This is a genomic window from Mycobacterium leprae TN (assembly GCF_000195855.1).
In the GTDB taxonomy this organism is placed as follows: domain Bacteria; phylum Actinomycetota; class Actinomycetes; order Mycobacteriales; family Mycobacteriaceae; genus Mycobacterium; species Mycobacterium leprae.
Window position 1 is genome coordinate 319916 of sequence record NC_002677.1, and the last position, 17464, is coordinate 337379.

Here is a 17464-nt window from a genome sequence, read left to right on the forward strand (position 1 = left end):
AATGCGGAAATGCGCCCTCGTGGGGTGCAGCTGAGGACGCGACCGGCTGCTACCAGGCGTGCACGTGGTTCTGTGCGGGCTCTAGGCCCAATCCGACCAACAATTCGGTGGCGTCGGCGGCCCGCTTGCAGATGGTGGGAACCTGCATGCGTTCGGCAGTGGTGAAGTTCTCCAACACAAACGACGCCGGATCTTTGCGGCCAGTCGGACGACCAATCCCGATGCGCACCCGCTGAAAGTCTTTGGTACCCAACGCGGCCGCCACCGAGCGCAGCCCGTTGTGGCCACCCTCGCCGCCGCCGAGTTTGAGCCGGATACGACCGAAGTCGAGGTCGAGGTCGTCGTGGACGATGATGATGTCCGCGGGGGTTACCGAGTATAATTTCGCTAGTAGCCCCACCTGCTGGCCAGACTCGTTCATGTAGTTGCGTGGCTTGGCCACCAACATCGAACACCCCGCCAGACGGCCGTTGACGACGTCAGCGCCAGAACGCTTATGCACCTCGAATTTCGAGCCCAGTCGCACAGCGAGCAGGTTGGCAACCATAAACCCAACGTTGTGTCGGGTACGGCCATAGTTTTTGCCGGGGTTGCCTAGGCCGACCACCAACCGGGGGTACCACCCGCTGGCCAATGTGGGTTCGGCCACCGCGCGAACCGCCTACTCGGACTCGGTTGCGGCGGTCTTGTTTTCGGCTGTTCCTACTTCCGGAGCTTCGTGTGCCTCGCCTGCGTATTTGGCCTTGGTTTGTGCGTCCGTCGGCGCGTTTACCACATTGACTACCAGCATCTCCGGGTCGGAAACTAGAGTGACGCCCACCGGCAGGGGTATCTGCCTGGCGGTGAACTGGGTACCCGGTTCGGCGCCTTCGATGGACATGGTCAACTGCTCGGGAATCGACAGCGCCTCGGCCTCGATCTCGATGGAGGTGGTCTCCTGGGTGACCAGGATGTCGGGTCCAGCGTCGCCCTCGACCTCAACGGGGACTTCGACGACGATCTTTTCTCCACTACGGACGACCAGCAGGTCGGCGTGCATGATGGTGTGGCGGATCGGATGGACGTCGATTGCTTTAGTCAACGCCAACTGTTCCTTTCCAGCGACCTCGAGAGTGAGCACCGCATTAGTGCCGACGTGTCGGAGTACAGCGGAGAAAGCGTGTGCCGGCAACTCCAGGTGCTGTGGCTCCTCGCCGTGGCCGTAGAGGACGGCGGGAACCTTGCCGTCACGCCGGGCTCTCCGGGACGCGCCCTTGCCGGTGTTAGTACGCACCGATACGCTCAGCTTGTTGACGGTTGACTTAGCCATGATGTCGCCTCCTGTGTGCTGTATGCCTTGAGATTCGGGGGTAGGAGCGCGACGTCTAAGTCGGTTTCCGTCGATAACGGTGTGCTGGAAGTCTGGTTAACCGCCATCCACATCCACCCTCGCTGTGAGGTCCGGAAAGGCCAGCGGATAGGAACCTCAGAGGGAAATTTGGCCCCTGTGATTTGCTCGGGCACTCTAACACAGCGCAGTGGCGGTAGCTGTTTGCCGGGCCGCCCGATTGCGGTCCCTCGCTGGCTTTGGCCGATAAAAGGCCGAACTTCGGGTCGGCGAACGTGTTGCCCGGCACATCCCGTGATACGGCGCACAATGATTTCTGGTCGTCGAAATCGATGTTGGTGGTTGGTGTCGGCCCGCATCAGTGCGTCGCCGAATTTGTGGCCCGAAGTGTTCTTGCAAGTCGGTATGTTGAGTAGCCGGGATGGGCGGCCAGTGTTCGCAGCGACGAACACTGGCCGTGGTGAGACGCCGCTGCAGCTCGCTGGTGAACAGTAGGTTGGCGAGCCTAGACTGGTTGTAAGCCCGCAGACTGGACGTGGGGATGCGGGCATGCTCGAGGGCCTCCCAAGGTTAGTTCCAGCGTCGCCAACGCACCCACCAGCTTAGTGTCAGCTATCCATTGCTGCAATGTTTTGGGACCAAAACTGCTCATATTCCTCCTTGAGGCCCACGATCATCGCAGAAATTTTGCCCGAACAATTATCCATGATCTGCTTTTTCACTGAACACGGGGTGAGAGCGATGTACTGCGGGGCACCGCATTGTTAACCGCCGCCTCATAAGCTTACCTGAAGATCAGGGTCTGGTGGGTGGTCACATTGATATTCTGTCCAACCGGTCTCGCGCCGCTACCGGTAGGGCACGGCCGCTTTGGCCGTGTGTGTCGCTGTCGGATCTAGCCACTCTCGCTGCAGCGTGCTTAACACATAGTTAAATGCCGTAGCTTCAATACTAAAAGCTTATTCGCCAAGTCTTGCCGAGTGTTGGCGGCGGCATACATATATGCTGGAGAAAATAGTCTCTGGTGTTTAGCTTATTCGAAATACATCTCTTTGTTTTGTCCCTTCTGGCTGGGGCCCAGGTAGTTCATCAGCTGCGGGCGTCAAGGATCTAACCGCCGTGGCGTGGAAGCAGCCGCGACTGCTTTGGGCCGGAATTACTTGGGGGCGACGACAAAGCCGCGGATGATAGCCTCGATATCGTTTGATTGTGCGACCGCCTCGTTGGCCAAGCTGGTAATGGTGAGCTGAACGAGATACTGTTGCTTAGAGGGTGGTGGACCGGTGGGGATCACGATTCGGTTCCAGGCATGTAGTCGCCTGCCCTCGAGGTCATAGCTGCCTTGGATCATTGCCGACGGAAAACCGTTGTAGTTTGCCGTCGAAACGTCCAGCTGCCTGAAGTTCTCGAAGAGTTGGGCATCGTCGTTCCCGTGTTTGATGACTTGGGTTGGGTCGAAGTCTCCGCGCAGCTTGAACGCTACGAGCCTTGCCGTCGGGTACTTGCCGCTTTTGGCGATGATCAGCGTCTCCGGTGTGATGTTCGGATTGCTATACGGCGACCAGCCCGGTGGGGTCGGTATCGACACGGTCAGACCGGGCAGGGAGCTCGGCGCCACCTGCTGCCCGGTGACGCCGATACTTTCCAGATATTGCGGCAAAGGGATGGGCTTGTCGGGTGTGGTCGTAGTGGTTGTAGAACTTTTCGACAGGATTAATTGGTAGTCAGGGGTTTTCGTCCCGCAGGAGACCGCGGATATGCTCAGCGTGACTACCGCGGCAGCGGTGTGCAGCCCGAGACGGATTGCCTGCATCATCGTCGCTTCGTTCTGCATCGTCGCTGGAGGCTTTCACCGAATTTCGTGTACCGCGTCGATCGGCTTAGCCTGCCGGGCGCCCTTCGGCGTGACGACAAAAAGCCGTTTGAAGCGGGTGTTGTGTTCGGCCATGGAGTCCAGCAGCTGCTCATCGGTCGCGGTGGCGAGGTTCAGTTCGGCGTCGAACGGTTCATGTTTGCGTACAGCAGTGAGCACATCCACATCGTCGATGTGAATAATTTTTACCAGTTCGCTCCTGGATGGCGGCATACTCAGATATTCCGCGGTGATGTGATTAAAATCTTTCTTTCGCACTAAGTTTAGCATCTTACAAGAGGTGCTGTACATCGGGTTGTGGTAGATGACGATGGTGCCCCGAAGGATAGTTTTGTCCGGTAACCATCTACGCTTCTCCGTCGAATAGCCCTGTGACTGAGCCATTTTCGAAAATGGCGCGGATGGTGCTGGCTAGCAACGGTGCGATGGACAAAACCGTGAGCTGGGGGAAACGCTTCTCTTCGCCGATCGGTAGCGTGTTCGTGACGATCACTTCCCGGGTGCCGTACTGGGCCAGCCGTTCAGCAGCCGGGGGCGACAGCACACCGTGGGTAGCTGCGATGATTACGTCACTGGCGCCATCGTTACGCAGCAATTGCACTGCGCCGGCGACGGTGCCGCCAGTGTCGATCATGTCGTCGATCAGCACACAGGTGCGACCTTCGACTTCGCCGACAACTCGGTTGGATACCACTTGGTTGGGTACGCGAAGGTCGCGGGTCTTGTGAATGAAGGCCAGCGGGACACCGCCCAGTGCGTCGCCCCATTTCTCGGCGATCCGCACTCTGCCGGAGTCGGGGGAGACCACCACCATGTTGGTGTCCGGGTAATTGTTCTTGATATACCCCGTCAACAGGTTTTGTCCGCGCATGTGGTCGACGGGCCCGTCAAAGAAACCCTGAATCTGGTCGGTGTGTAGGTCGACCGTCACGATCCGGTCGGCGCCCGCCGTTTTAAGCAAGTCAGCGACCAGTCGCGCCGAGATGGGCTCGCGGCCGCGGTGCTTCTTGTCCTGTCGAGCGTAAGGGTAGAATGGTATGACGGCGGTGATCCGCTTGGCACTGCCCCGCTTGAGCGCGTCGATCATGATCAGCTGTTCCATCAGCCAGGTATTCACCGGTGCCGGGCAAGATTGCAGGACGAAGGCGTCACAGCCGCGCACTGATTCGTGGAAGCGCACGAAGATCTCGCCGTTGGCGAATTCCCGCGCGTCCTGGGTGGTGACGTGCATGTCGAGTTCTTTGGCTACCTGCTCGGCTAGCTCGGGATGCGCACGGCCCGAAAAGAGCATCAGGTTTTTTCGATTGTCGGTCCAGTCGTGGCTCAACATGCCGCCCTCGCCGTATCTGGGGTTGAGATAGGAAATGAGAAGGCCTCATCGTATGTAAGTGTTTGGTCCGAACACGTGGCCGGGTTGCCGGAAAACGAAATTCACGGTGGCTAGTCAGGTTCGGATTTCTGCTGGGATTGTTTGCCTGTACGTGTTGAGGCCTTTTCTGCTGCCTGAGCTGCGGCACTGCCGGGTCGCTTGCGCTGCACCCAGTTTTCGATGTTGCGTTGGGGGCTCACGGAAACAGCCAGTGCCCCCGGCGGGACGTCGTTGCGCACGACTGTGCCGGCGCCTGTGTAAGCGCCGTCGCCCACAGTCACCGGCGCGACGAACTTGGTGTCCGACCCAGTGCGTACGTGTGACCCGATAGTGGTGCGCTGTTTGGCTGTGCCATCGTAGTTGACGAATACGCTGGACGCGCCGATGTTGCTGTGCTCGCCGATATCGGCGTCGCCGACGTAGGTCAAATGCGGCACTTTGGCGCCGGTTCCGATTGTGGAGTTTTTGGTCTCGACGAAGGCGCCCAACTTACCCTTGGTGCCCAGCACGGTTCCGGGCCTCAGGTAGGTGAACGGACCGACCATAGCGCCCGCACCTATAGTTGACGATGTGCCGTGCGTGCGGACCACTGTGGCACGCTGACTGACCAAGACGTCGGTCAGCGTGGTGTCCGGGCCGATGACGCAGCACTCGCCGATCTGAGTGCGGCCGAGCAACTGAGTACCGGGGTGGATTACGGTGTCGTTGCCTATAGTCACGTCTATATCGATCCAAGTGGTAGCAGGATCGATGATGGTAACGCCGGCCACCTGGTGAGTGGCCACAATGCGGCGGTTGAGTTCGGCGCTCAGTTCGGCCAGCTGAACGCGGTTGTTGACGCCAGCCACAAGTGCGTTGTCGTCGATGTGTTGAGCATTCACCTTTTGGCCTTCCCTGCGAAGGATGGAGATCACGTCGGTGAGGTAGAGCTCCTGTTGGGTGTTGTTGGAGTTCAGTCTGATCAACGCCGACCGCAACGCCGTGATATCGAAGGCATACACGCCGGCATTTACCTCGCGGATCTCGCGTTGTGAAGGCGATGCGTCGGCGTGCTCGATAATCGCCATAACTTCATTGTCCTGGGTGCGCAGGATCCGGCCGTAGCCAAGGGGATCGCTAAATGTCGTGGTTAGCACCGTCACTGCGGCGGATGTGGCGTTGTGGGTTGCGATCAGTTCGGCCAGAGTGTTGGCGTCGAGCAGTGGGGTATCGCCTGAAGTTACAACGACAATGCCGCCGTAGTCATCGGGTAATGCGGACAGGCCACAGAACACGGCATGTCCGGTACCGCGAGGTCGATCCTGTAATGCGACGTCAATCGTGCGTTCGAGGGTGTCGGCCAGTTCGGCGACTAGCGGCGCAATGCGCTGATGCTCGTGGCCTAGTACCACGACTAGATGCTGGGGTGCCAGTTTGGTGATCGCGTGCAGTGAATGCGACAACATGCTGCGACCAGCGATGGTGTGCAGCACTTTCGGTGTATCTGACCGCATTCGGCTGCCGGGGCCGGCCGCTAAGACGAGGACCGCGGTATCACCACGAAACGTCATCGACTCTCCTCGAGTGGTTTGCCCGTGAGCGCGCGTGTCTGTACGTCGACTCGCCGTCAAGCGTGGCATTTCATGCACGCTTGCGGCAAAAACGCCGTTCCGTCGTCAGGACTCGAACCTGAACTATCTGAACCAAAATCAGAGGTGCTGCCGATTACACCACGACGGATTGGATACCTACGAGGAGCGGTCCGCCGTGGTTGGTGGGCCGCGTCACCATATGACTCTAGTCTGCGGGCCGCGTCCGGCACGAGAGGAGTCTGAATAATTTGATCAGGCGTACCTAATATCATCAACGGTGTGGCGGTGTTGGATAAAGAGCCGGACAAAGAAGTGCGCGCAGCGCGTCAGGATGACCGGTAATGAGCGCCGTCGCCAACTTATTTGGTATCGCGCGCTCGTTGTTTGCTGAGCGCTGCTATGACGGGGCCTCAATCGAAGAGATCTCGCAGCGGCTAACGTGTCCAAGCCGGTCGTGTATGAACATTATCGGCGGCAAGGAAGGCCTCTACGCGGTGGTGGTCGACCGTGAGATGTCGGCATTGTTGGACGGCATCACCTTGTCGCTGACCAAATAATTGGTCCCGGGTGCGTGTCGAGCGGTTCGCGCTGGCCTTGCTCACTTACGTGCGAAGAACGCACGGACTGCTTCCGGATCATGATCTGCGACTCCCCGGTCTCGATCAGTTCGGGAACTTAATTCCAGCATGCTAAACGACGCCGTCAGCCAGGTCAGCTCCATCCTGGCCGGCGACGCTCGTCGTGGCCTAGACCCGAGCCTGGCCTAGCTGTACGCGCAAGCACTGGTGGGTTCGGTGTCGATGACGGCGCAATGGTGGCTCCACATACGGGAGTCCAAAAAGGAAAAAATGGAAAAAATGTAGTAGTCGCAGCCCACCTGGTTAACCTGATGTGGAATGGTCTGACCCACCTGGAGGTTGTTCCTCGGCTGCAGGACGAGTAGGTTTTGGCGCGTTGAACACACGGCACTGGAACAGTGGAAAACCATCGGAAATTACGACTTATTCGATGATCCAGCCGGAACACGTTACTAGAGCTAACGATTCTGCTTAAGCGAAGTCGCGTGACAGCAGGTCAGCGATCGTTTAGCGGCGGACTAGTGTACGGGCCCGACCATTCTTGATCGTTACCAAAGGTGGTGGGTCGACTGTACTGTAGTGTGACCCCATTCTGTGGTGGTAAGCACCGGTGCAGGACACAGCCAGCATGTCGCCGGGGTAGCACGTCAGCAGGCAGCTCGATATCGCGAGCGATTTCGTCGCCGGCTTCGCAGTGCTGCCCCGCTAAGGTGGACACGCCGTTTGACTCCCAGCTGGACGCCGGCTCGCCGACGTGACCGTGTACTGCTTCCTGCCCCGTACAGCGACACCCACAGGTGATCGCTCACATTGCTGTCCACTGCAGCGAAAGTGCGGACATCGGGCTGGTCCTTAACCGAACACACACGCAGTAAAATGTGACACTGGCCCAGCCGCTGATCGTCAGGCCATACTATACACCTTATGATCATTATGGCCGGGCGGGGGAAATGCTCGGTGGCGTCCGCGTGATAGAGCGACTCCTCGATCACGCAGATCAGCTTGCCGGGGTATAGTCCGCGATTTTCAGCCACATACGGGATACCGATACCAGTAGCCATTTCCGATGTTGCATTCGGTGAGGATGACGCTGTTCTGGGTACGTACATTGGTCATCGCCGCGATGAATACGGTGAATAGCCTCGCTGTACAGGGCCGCGTCGGTGACCTGCGAGTCGCTATTGCAATGCAGCCCGACTAGATCGCGGGATCGAATCGCTGGGGCGCTGCCTTGCCAAAAGGGCGCTGCCTTGCCAAAAGACAGCAAGAAGCTCTTTTGGTGGTACGAACTGGCCTCAATATCAATGTCATGCTTCTAAGGTGTGCTTGGGTGGTGTCGGGTGCGGTTATCCTCACGATACCGTGACGGGCCCGCCGGGGTCGCTCTTGACGAAGCCCCCTAGTGCCCCCGATGGACCCTAGAATAGGGCATCATGACCGCACCGGGGCCTGCTTGCCTAGACACCCCAATCGCGGGGCTCGTTGAATTGGCACTCACTGCGCCGACCTTCGGCCAGCTCATGGAGCGCGCGGGCACTAGACCAGCTGAATTGATCCTGGCTGGCCCTGCCTGTGCGCGGTTGTTCGTCGCCAGTGCGCTGGCTAGGCTGGGTCCCTTGCTGGTGGTTACCGCCACCGGTCGTGAAGCGAGCAATCTTACCGCAGAGCTGCGCGGTGTCTTCGGCGCCGCGGTGGCGATGTTCCCGTCCTGGGAGACGCTGCCGCACGAACGACTTTCACCTGGTGTAGACACCGTCGGTGCCCGGCTGATGGTGCTGCGCCGACTAGCCCATCCCGACGATGCCCGGTTGGGTCCACCCTTGCAGGTGGTGGTGACCGCGGTGCGTTCGCTGCTGCAGCCGATGACAGCGCAGCTGGGTTTGGTGGAACCTGTTACCTTGAGCGTTGGCGATGAGATCGGTTTTGAACGGGTTATCGCGCGCCTGGTCGAGCTGGCATATACCCGGGTAGATATGGTCGGCCGGCGCGGCGAGTTCGCCGTCCGCGGTGGGATTCTCGATATTTTCGGCCCGACTGCCGAACATCCGGTGCGTGTCGAATTCTGGGGTGACGAGATTACCGAGATGCGGATGTTTTCGGTGGTCGATCAGCGCTCTATTCCCGAGATCGGTGTTGACACGTTGGTTGCGATAGCCTGCCGGGAACTGCTGCTCAGCGACGACGTGCGAGCTCGGGCTGTCGAGTTGGCCGCGCAGGCGGCTGCACGGCGACCGACAGAGGAACCTGCCATCTCCGGCAGCGTCACTGACGTGTTGGCCAAGCTAGCCGAAGGGATACCAGTCGACGGGATGGAGGCTCTACTCCCGGTACTTTGTCCTGACGATTATGCGCTGCTGACTGACCAGTTCGCTGCTGACACGCCGGTGTTGCTGTGTGACCCGGAAAAGGTCCGCATTCAGGCCGCCGATTTGATCAAGACCGATCGAGCATTCCTCGAGGCGTCGTGGTCGGTTGCCGCCATAGGTGCAGACAACGCGGCACCCGTCGATGTCGAGCAGCTGTACGGGTCGGGGTTCGTAGAATTAGGCGACGTGCAGGCCGCCGCCATCCGGTCCGGTCATCCGTGGTGGACCTTGAGCCAACTGTCCGACGAGTCGGCTTTGGAGCTCGACATCCGGGCGGCACCGTCGACGCGTGGGCATCAGCATGCCATCGACGGCATTTTTGCGATGCTGCGTGCGCATGTTGCCACCGGTGGATATGCGGCGATCGTCACGCCTGGGACCGGAACCGCCCATCGAGTGGTGGAGCGACTTGCCGAGTCTGACATTCCGGGTGCGATGCTGGAACCGGCTGCCGCCCCCGGACTTGGCCTGCGACCAGGCCTGGTCGGGGTGCTCAAAGGTCCGCTGCTTGATGGTGTGGTTATACCGGGCGCCAACCTGGTGATCATCACCGAAGCCGATCTGACCGGCAGCCGAGCGACGCCTGTCGAGGGCAAGCGGCTGGCGGCCAAGCGGCGCAGCGCCGCCGATCCGTTGGCACTTACCGCTGGTGACTTGGTGGTGCATGATCAGCACGGCATCGGACGGTTCGTGGAAATGGTTGAGCGCACCGTTGGCGGTGCTCGTCGCGAGTACCTGGTGCTGGAATATGCCTCGAATAAGAAAAGTAAGCAGGCCGACAAGCTGTATGTTCCGATGGATTCGCTGGATCAGTTGTCACGGTATGTAGGCGGGCAAGCGCCGGCGCTTAGCCGGCTCGGCGGCAGCGACTGGGCTAATACCAAGACCAAGGCCCGCTGCGCGGTGCGAGAAATTGCGGGTGAATTGGTGTCGCTATACGCCAAACGCCAGGCCAGCCCCGGACACGCATTCGGGCCGGACACGCCCTGGCAGGCCGAGATGGAGGACGCGTTTGGCTTCACCGAGACCGTCGACCAGCTCACCGCGATCACCGAGGTCAAGGGCGATATGGAAAAGTCGGTGCCGATGGACCGAGTGATCTGCGGTGACGTTGGTTACGGCAAGGCCGAGATCGCGGTGCGTGCGGCGTTCAAGGCAGTGCAGGACGGCAAGCAGGTTGCCGTATTGGTACCGACCACATTGCTGGCCGACCAGCATCTGCGGACGTTCACCGAACGGATGGCCGGATTTCCGGTGACTGTCAAGGGGTTGTCACGGTTCACCGACGCCGCCGAGTCTCGCGCGGTGATCGACGGCCTTGCCGAGGGGTCGGTGGACATCGTGATCGGCACGCATCGGCTGCTGCAGACCGGGGTGTGCTGGAAGGATCTGGGTCTAGTCGTGGTTGACGAGGAACAGTGGTTCGGCGTCGAGCACAAGGAGCACATCAAGTCGCTGCGCACCCACGTCGACGTGCTGACCATGAGCGCCACCCCGATCCCGCGCACCCTAGAGATGAGCTTGGCTGGGATTCGCGAGATGTCGACGATCCTGACGCCGCCCGAAGAGCGCTACCCGGTTTTGACTTATGTAGGGCCGCACGATGACAAGCAGGTCGCGGCTGCGCTGCGGCGCGAACTTCTGCGCGATGGGCAGGCGTTTTATGTGCATAACCGGGTCAGCTCCATCTATCAGGCCGCTGCCCGGGTGTGTGGCTTGGTGCCCGAAGCGCGCGTGGTGGTCGCGCATGGGCAGATGCCCGAGGATCTGCTGGAAACCACCATGCGGGGGTTCTGGAACCGCGAATACGACATCTTAGTGTGCACCACGATCGTGGAGACCGGCTTGGACATCCCCAACGCCAACACGCTCGTCGTCGAGCGCGCCGATACCTTCGGTCTGTCTCAGCTGCACCAGCTGCGGGGTCGGGTCGGCCGTAGCCACGAGCGTGGTTACGCCTACTTCCTCTACCCGCCGCAGGCGCCGCTGACGGAGATCGCCTACGACCGGTTGGTGACCATCGCACAGAACAATGAGCTGGGAGCGGGCATGGCGGTCGCGCTCAAGGACCTAGAGATCCGCGGCGCCGGCAACGTGCTAGGTGTCGAGCAGTCCGGGCACGTAGCAGGGGTCGGATTCGACCTTTATGTGCGGCTGGTGGGTGAGGCCGTCGAGGCGTACCGAGCCGTTGCCGACGGCAAAACCGCCATTACTCCGGAGGAGCCGAAGGATGTACGGATCGACTTGCCGGTGGATGCACACCTGCCGCCAGATTACATCGCCAGTGATCGGCTCCGACTTGAAGGCTACCGGCGGTTGGCCGCGGCGTCTTCTGACACAGAGGTAGCGGCCGTTGTGGACGAGCTCATTGATCGCTACGGGGCACTGCCAGAGCCGGCCCAGCGGTTGGTGGCGGTGGCTCAGTTGCGGCTGCTGTGTCGAGGCTCGGGCATCATCGAAGTGACCGCCCCGTCGGCCTCTACCATGCGGTTGTCCCCAATTAGGCTGATAGATTCCGCCCAAGTGAGGTTAAAGCGGATGTATCCCGGAGCGCAGTACCGTGCTACCGCGGCCACGGTCCAGGTTCCTATACCGCGAGCCGGCAGCTCCGGGGGAACCTTAGGTGTCCCGTGTATCCGCGATGTGGAATTGGTTCAGGCGGTGGCTGACTTGATCACGGCGCTGCAGGGCCTACCGAGGAAGGTTATTGGCATAACGGGACCGGAACCGACATCGAAGTGAGGAATAACAGGTTCGGTGAACGTGGTTTTGTTTGACCCGCGTTGCCCTGGTCACTGCCGGCGGCGCGTCCTGCGCATTCCGGTGATGATGTGCCGCTGTTGTTGTCGTCCGACCCGAGCCGCCTCGCCGTCATTGTGTGACCGACCTCCGGTTCCCGGCTGATTTCGGCACCGGAGGCTCCGCATGGCGAGCGGCTGGTCGACGCCTTCGCGATGATGCACAAACTGCGCACAGCTGGCCTTTGGGAAGGGGACTAGATCCACGACTCGTTGCGTGAAGAACTAGGCTACGTGTTGTTACAGGTTCTCTTCCATGCTTGCATCGTAGAGGGCGTGCTGCAACTTCCTTTCACTGTCGAAGACGTCGCTGTTGCGCTGATGGGCAAGTTGTGCCATCGAGTACTGGCAGTGCTTGCAGTCAGCCAATTTCGCCTGATAACCAATTAGCTCAGTGGGAAGAGTGCACGGACCCTGAAAAGCAGCGGAACTCAGTGATAGACGACGTCTGTGTCGGCCAGTCTGCATTAGTTTTTGGAGCAAAAGGGGATTCAACGTTCCGAAAAAACTAGATGGCCTGCTGGCCTGATCCTCAACCAGATCACTTTAATCTCGATATCCGGTGATGTAGACGTTGAGTCGCGCAGCTGTTTTGGAGTTTGTGTATACGGTCTGCGGCGGTGAGGAAGCTATTGTCGCCGCGCGCTGCGGCGAAAGCATGCTTAAATAGTTTGACGTAAACTCTACTCGGCTAGATAGCCGATGACGTCATGGCGCGCCCACTGGCCATCCGGCACCTAGGCTGTCGGCGAGGAGTCCGAGCCGCAGAATGCCGATTCCGACGAGAACAGCGCAGCGGATACCGGGGGTCTCGAGACGACTCCAAGCTTGACGCCGAACCCAAAGTGTCTAAGCGGTGCTAACACCGGTACATCCGCATTTCCAACCAGCAATCACCATAGTGTTTGCTATAATGACTTTCCTGTATTAATTGACCTTTAGATCAATTAATACAACCAACACCGAATACCCATACTAGCTGTATGTTGTTAGTAGCTGATCGATAATCCACTGGAGTCGATGCAGTGTCGGTGCGCCACGGCCCTGCAGCGACGGGGTAATCGGCAAATCGATCGGACGATGATCAGGCCGAAGTCGGTGCCGGGGAATCATAAGGGTAGTGTGGTATCGCCGATACCTTGGTTGCGTACGGTCGCCGTGATCGGCGCGACCGTAACGCTGCTGGCGTCCAGCTGTACCTGACCACGCTAGCCTTTTCATTTCCGAACGTTGTCTCGTCTCCAGCCGGAGATCCTGCCCCGTCGGTGGACACCCATGCCGACGATCGACCCGCCGATCAGTTCAGTTGCGTGTGTGTGGGCGGAGAAACGCTTTGCGGCGTTCGACAATCCGGTCATCGCGCTGGAGGTCTATGCTTATACTGCCCGCACCGTTGAGGTCTAGAACCCCAAGTGCCGTATTGCGTGGCTCCTGCCGGCTGGCATCGTGCAGGTGGAGAACCCACTGCGGCGCGACGCTGGTACCCAATAGTGCTTTAGCCCTTCTATTAAGAAGGTGTTCATCTTAAACAGTAAGAGTACCAGCGACACCGTACGCGTCGTCGATAACGATGAGGGCGGTATGTAGGCTTATGGCTGGGAGGACGCGAGTGATGGTACCGATGCAGTTTATTTCGGAAACGTCGCGGTTGTACGGGGTCGATGCCAACAACGACGGCGTTGCTAGCCCGGACAACATTTACTACGCCACGTTGTCGGCCGCTGGCTGTTTGTGCTGACTCGGAAAAGATCTGGCGCCACCACGAAGGTCGGATCACTGCGCTGCCCGCCTACAACAACTCCTGTGTGTGTCTATGCACAGGCCGTCCGAGATTAAGGCGACTGCTTACGCGGCTGGTCACCCGCTGTAGAAAAATAGATTTAGGGTGATCCAGGCTTTACGCTAAAGGCGGCCTGGGACCGACGCGCCAGTGGAGGCTCTTCGCTGGCGGGGTTGAGCCCACCCACAGGACGTCCACGTCTCAGCCATGACTATAAGGAGAACTTGGTGCCGGTTATCGAGCAGGTCGGGGCCCGCGAGATCCTCGATTCCCGCGGCAACCCCACGGTCGAAGTCGAGGTGGTGCTGATTGACGGAACCTTCGCCCGCGCAGCGGTGCCTTCGGGCGCATCGACCGGCGAGTATGAGGCCGTCGAGTTACGTGACGGCGACGGTCGTTACGGTGGCAAGGGTGTGAAAAGGGCCGTGGATGCTGTGCTCGACGAGATCGGTCCAGTGGTGATCGGCCTCAACGCCAATGACCAGCGGCTGATCGATCAGGAGCTGCTGGACCTCGACGGCACCCCCGACAAGTCCCGATTGGGTGGTAACGCGATCCTGGGTGTCTCGCTGGCCGTCGCCAAGGCAGCCGCCGATTCAGCGGAATTGCCGCTGTTCCGTTATATTGGAGGGTCTAACGCACATATCCTTCCGGTGCCTATGATGAACATTCTCAACGGCGGCGCGCACGCCGACACTGCTGTTGATGTGCAGGAGTTCATGGTGGCACCGATCGGGGCACCCAGTTTCGTTGAGGCGCTGCGTTGGGGCGCCGAGGTATATCACGCTCTCAAATCGGTTCTGAAGAAAAAAGGGTTAAGCACCGGCCTGGGTGATGAGGGTGGCTTTGCCCCTGAAGTGGCCGGAACCACCGCGGCGCTGGACTTGGTCACCTTAGCTATTGAAGCGGCGGGTTTTAAGCCGGGTGCCGATGTGGCATTGGCCCTTGATGCGGCAGCCACCGAGTTCTACACGGACGGCATCGGCTACCATTTCGAGGGCATGACCCACACTGCCGACCAGATGACTGAGTTTTATGCCGACTTGCTGGGTTCATACCCACTGGTGTCCATCGAAGATCCGCTGTCCGAAGATGATTGGGACGGTTGGGCTGCTCTGACGGCGTCGATAGGGGAACAGGTGCAGATCGTCGGGGACGACATCTTTGCCACCAATCCTGAGAGACTGGAGGAGGGCATCGGTCGCGGTGTGGCAAACGCGTTGCTGGTCAAGGTGAACCAGATAGGCACGTTGACCGAGACGCTCGAAGCTGTTGCGTTGGCACATCACAGCGGATATCGCACGATGATCAGCCACCGCAGTGGCGAGACCGAGGACACGATGATCGCTGACCTGGTCGTGGCTCTCGGTAGCGGGCAAATTAAGACGGGAGCGCCCGCCCGCAGTGAGCGCGTCGCTAAATATAACCAGCTGCTGCGGATTGAAGAGGAGCTCGGCGACGCCGCCCGCTATGCCGGCGATCTGGCATTTCTGCGATACGTCGTGGAAACGAGATAAGTGACAGCCAATCAGGAACACTGCTAGATTTCCCATGTCCGAAGCGAAACGGCTAGATCCGAAGCGCCGCTCCCCGGCATCGCGTCCGGGGAAAGCCGGCGACTCGGTTCGAGGTCGTCGCTCCACCAAGCCCGTCGCTAAGCTGTCCGTCAAGCCTTCCCGGACTACACCGGCATCGTCCCACTCCGGTCGTAACTCGACGCGGATGCTGACTCAGCATGTGGTTGAGCCTATCAGACAGTCGATCATCGAATCCCGTGAACGGCGGTCCGATCAGCAGTTGGGTTTTACCGCGCGGCGCGCGGCGGTGCTGGCCGCCGTTGTTTGTGTGCTGACACTGACCATTGCCGGGCCTGTACGCACCTACTTCGCGCAACACGCCGAGATAGAGCAGTTGGCGGCAACCGAAGCCACATTGCGCCGCCAAATTGCAGATCTCGAGCAGCAGAAAGGCAAACTCGCTGACTCGGCCTACATTGCGGCGCGGGCCCGCGAGCGCCTCGGTTTTGTGATGCCCGGAGATGTGCCGTTTCAAGTCCAGCTTCCATCGACGGCTGCGGTGTCCTCGCAACCAGGGGGCCGCGCCGCGAAACCAGCCAACAACGACCCGTGGTACACTTCGCTATGGCATAATATCGCTGATGCTCCGCACCTACCGCCAGGTGCCGGCACGCCGCCGTTTTCACTCACTCCGCTATCCACTACGTCCGGTGGTTGACCGTGCCGATCTGGAAGCAGTGGCTCGGCACCTAGGTCGCGAGCCTCGCGGGGTCCTCGAGATCGCCTACCGTTGCCCCAGCGGTGAGCCCGGTGTTGTCAAAACCGCTCCGAAACTTGATGACGGCACCCCGTTTCCGACGTTGTATTACCTAACGCATCCGGTCCTCATTGCCGCAGCGAGCCGGCTGGAATCGACCGGACTGATGCGCGAGATGACCGAGCGACTGGGCCAGGATCCCGAGCTGGCTGCCGGGTATCGACGAGCACACGAATCGTATCTGACCGAGCGGGATGCAATCGAGTCGCTGGGGACCACGTTCTCTGCTGGAGGTATGCCCGACCGGGTTAAGTGTCTGCACGTGCTGATTGCTCATTCGCTGGCCAAGGGGCCCGGGTTGAACTCGCTCGGTGACGAGGTGCTCGCGCTGTTGGCCGCCGATCCGAAGACGGCTGCGACCCTAGTAGCAGGGCAATGGAAGGAATGTGACCGGTGAGTCGGGTCGCCGCGATTGACTGTGGTACCAACTCGATTCGGTTGCTGATTGCCGATGTGGCGGGCAGGAAGTTGCGCGATGTGCATCGTGAGATGAGGATCGTGCGGCTGGGACAAGGAGTCGACGCAACGGGCGAGTTTGCGCTGGACGCGATTGCCCGGACCCGGGCCGCGCTGGTCGATTATACTGCGCTGCTAAGTGCTCACCGCGTCGAACGGGTGCGCATGGTTGCCACGTCGGCCGCGCGCGATGTCGTCAATCGTGATGTGCTCTTTGCAATGACAGCCGACGTGCTTGGCACCGTGATCCCTGGATCTGTAGCGGAGGTGATCACCGGGGCCGAGGAAGCTGACCTGTCTTTTGATGGTGCTGTCGGCGAATTAGATAGCGCTGGTGCGCCTTTCGTCGTTATCGACTTAGGTGGTGGATCTACCGAGATCGTTCTTGGTGGTGGTTCGGCGGAGTGCGGGGTCGTGGCGAGCTATTCGGCCGACATCGGCTGCGTGCGGCTTACAGAACGTTGTTTGCACTCCGATCCGCCGACACCCGAGGAAGTCGCTGCGGCCCGCAAGGTGGTACGTGAACGGCTCGAAGTGGCATTGCAGATGGTATCGGTTGAGCAAGCACGGACCTGGGTTGGGCTGGCTGGGACGATGACCACACTGTCTGCCCTGGCACAGAATATGATGACGTACGACGCTGCGGCCATTCATCTTTCGCGAGTGCGCGGCAGTGATCTCATGGAAGTCTGTGACAGGCTGATCGGCATGACGCGCGTACAGCGCGTCGCGCTGCCGTCGATGCATGCGAGCCGGGCCGACGTGATCGGCGGTGGTGCGGTCCTGGTCCAGGAGTTGGTGCGCGAGCTGCGTACCTGGGCGGGAATCGACGAGCTGATCGTCAGCGAACGTGACATTCTGGATGGCATCGTGCTCTCGATCGCGGGGTAAGCTCCGGTCGATGTCACGGCTGGTACCGCAGAATTGTTGACCGAGTGGTGGGTTGCTTAAGGTTGACCAACGGTTTGTGGTTCGCGCGGACATAGAGGAGTTGACCTGTCTCCACTGATGA

At 59.9% G+C, this 17464-nt stretch carries 13 protein-coding genes, 1 tRNA gene and 2 pseudogenes; 9 read left to right on the forward strand and 7 right to left on the reverse strand.

Annotated elements, in window-relative coordinates:
- Nucleotides 1–49 precede the first annotated feature (49 nt).
- The 7 genes from pth to ML_RS01260 form a co-directional block, all read right to left on the reverse strand.
- Nucleotides 50–649, reverse strand: coding sequence for an aminoacyl-tRNA hydrolase (gene pth / locus ML_RS01230; protein WP_010907627.1), 600 nt, complete (start codon nucleotides 647–649; stop codon nucleotides 50–52).
- A 12-nt stretch (nucleotides 650–661) separates the two neighbouring features.
- The gene (locus ML_RS01235; RefSeq protein WP_010907628.1) at nucleotides 662–1309 is read right to left on the reverse strand and encodes a 50S ribosomal protein L25/general stress protein Ctc; all 648 of its coding nucleotides are present in this window, start codon (nucleotides 1307–1309) and stop codon (nucleotides 662–664) included.
- Between the two features lie 1174 nt (nucleotides 1310–2483).
- Nucleotides 2484–3140 carry an LpqN/LpqT family lipoprotein gene (locus tag ML_RS01240; protein ID WP_010907629.1) on the reverse strand — a complete coding sequence of 219 codons (657 nt, stop codon included), beginning with the start codon at nucleotides 3138–3140 and terminating at the stop codon, nucleotides 2484–2486.
- A 36-nt stretch (nucleotides 3141–3176) separates the two neighbouring features.
- Nucleotides 3177–3491 carry a thioredoxin domain-containing protein gene (locus tag ML_RS01245; protein ID WP_010907630.1) on the reverse strand — a complete coding sequence of 105 codons (315 nt, stop codon included), beginning with the start codon at nucleotides 3489–3491 and terminating at the stop codon, nucleotides 3177–3179.
- A 55-nt stretch (nucleotides 3492–3546) separates the two neighbouring features.
- The gene (locus tag ML_RS01250; protein ID WP_041323655.1) at nucleotides 3547–4527 is read right to left on the reverse strand and encodes a ribose-phosphate diphosphokinase; all 981 of its coding nucleotides are present in this window, start codon (nucleotides 4525–4527) and stop codon (nucleotides 3547–3549) included.
- Nucleotides 4528–4640: 113 nt separating this feature from the next.
- Nucleotides 4641–6119, reverse strand: coding sequence for a bifunctional UDP-N-acetylglucosamine diphosphorylase/glucosamine-1-phosphate N-acetyltransferase GlmU (glmU, locus tag ML_RS01255; protein WP_010907632.1), 1479 nt, complete (start codon nucleotides 6117–6119; stop codon nucleotides 4641–4643).
- Between the two features lie 97 nt (nucleotides 6120–6216).
- Nucleotides 6217–6288 (reverse strand) — tRNA-Gln (locus ML_RS01260).
- Between the two features lie 183 nt (nucleotides 6289–6471).
- Here ML_RS01260 and ML_RS01265 point away from each other — a divergent pair.
- From ML_RS01265 to ML_RS01300, 9 genes and pseudogenes are all read left to right on the forward strand, one after another.
- Nucleotides 6472–7083: pseudogene (locus tag ML_RS01265) on the forward strand (TetR/AcrR family transcriptional regulator).
- 701 nt (nucleotides 7084–7784) lie between these two features.
- Nucleotides 7785–7919 carry a hypothetical protein gene (locus ML_RS17165; RefSeq protein ID WP_269147049.1) on the forward strand — a complete coding sequence of 45 codons (135 nt, stop codon included), beginning with the start codon at nucleotides 7785–7787 and terminating at the stop codon, nucleotides 7917–7919.
- Nucleotides 7920–8151: 232 nt separating this feature from the next.
- The gene (gene mfd / locus ML_RS01270; protein WP_010907633.1) at nucleotides 8152–11826 is read left to right on the forward strand and encodes a transcription-repair coupling factor; all 3675 of its coding nucleotides are present in this window, start codon (nucleotides 8152–8154) and stop codon (nucleotides 11824–11826) included.
- A 290-nt stretch (nucleotides 11827–12116) separates the two neighbouring features.
- A complete protein-coding gene (locus ML_RS14710; protein WP_231846824.1) occupies nucleotides 12117–12272 on the forward strand; it encodes a hypothetical protein in 156 nt (51 codons plus the stop codon).
- Nucleotides 12273–12962: 690 nt separating this feature from the next.
- Nucleotides 12963–13752 (forward strand): annotated as a pseudogene (locus tag ML_RS17700) (lysozyme family protein).
- Nucleotides 13753–13889: 137 nt separating this feature from the next.
- Nucleotides 13890–15179 (forward strand): phosphopyruvate hydratase, encoded by a 1290-nt coding sequence (gene eno / locus ML_RS01285; RefSeq protein ID WP_041323663.1) that lies wholly within the window; start codon nucleotides 13890–13892, stop codon nucleotides 15177–15179.
- A 34-nt stretch (nucleotides 15180–15213) separates the two neighbouring features.
- Nucleotides 15214–15897 carry an FtsB family cell division protein gene (locus ML_RS01290; RefSeq protein ID WP_010907635.1) on the forward strand — a complete coding sequence of 228 codons (684 nt, stop codon included), beginning with the start codon at nucleotides 15214–15216 and terminating at the stop codon, nucleotides 15895–15897.
- Complete coding sequence (locus tag ML_RS01295) at nucleotides 15890–16393, forward strand: DUF501 domain-containing protein (RefSeq protein WP_010907636.1); 504 nt, start codon at nucleotides 15890–15892, stop codon at nucleotides 16391–16393. Before ML_RS01290 ends, ML_RS01295 begins: the two co-directional genes overlap by 8 nt.
- Nucleotides 16390–17343 (forward strand): Ppx/GppA phosphatase family protein, encoded by a 954-nt coding sequence (locus tag ML_RS01300; protein WP_010907637.1) that lies wholly within the window; start codon nucleotides 16390–16392, stop codon nucleotides 17341–17343. The genes ML_RS01295 and ML_RS01300 overlap by 4 nt, the downstream gene beginning before the upstream one ends.
- Nucleotides 17344–17464 lie beyond the last annotated feature (121 nt).

Coding starts and splice junctions, on each gene's coding strand:
- ML_RS17165 (WP_269147049.1), top strand. CDS start 7,785: ATGTTGCATTCGGTGAGGATGACGCTGTTCTGGGTACGTACATTGGTC.
- ML_RS01240 (WP_010907629.1), bottom strand. CDS start 3,140: ATGCAGGCAATCCGTCTCGGGCTGCACACCGCTGCCGCGGTAGTCACG.
- mfd (WP_010907633.1), top strand. CDS start 8,152: ATGACCGCACCGGGGCCTGCTTGCCTAGACACCCCAATCGCGGGGCTC.
- glmU (WP_010907632.1), bottom strand. CDS start 6,119: ATGACGTTTCGTGGTGATACCGCGGTCCTCGTCTTAGCGGCCGGCCCC.
- ML_RS01245 (WP_010907630.1), bottom strand. CDS start 3,491: ATGTACAGCACCTCTTGTAAGATGCTAAACTTAGTGCGAAAGAAAGAT.
- ML_RS01290 (WP_010907635.1), top strand. CDS start 15,214: ATGTCCGAAGCGAAACGGCTAGATCCGAAGCGCCGCTCCCCGGCATCG.
- ML_RS01235 (WP_010907628.1), bottom strand. CDS start 1,309: ATGGCTAAGTCAACCGTCAACAAGCTGAGCGTATCGGTGCGTACTAAC.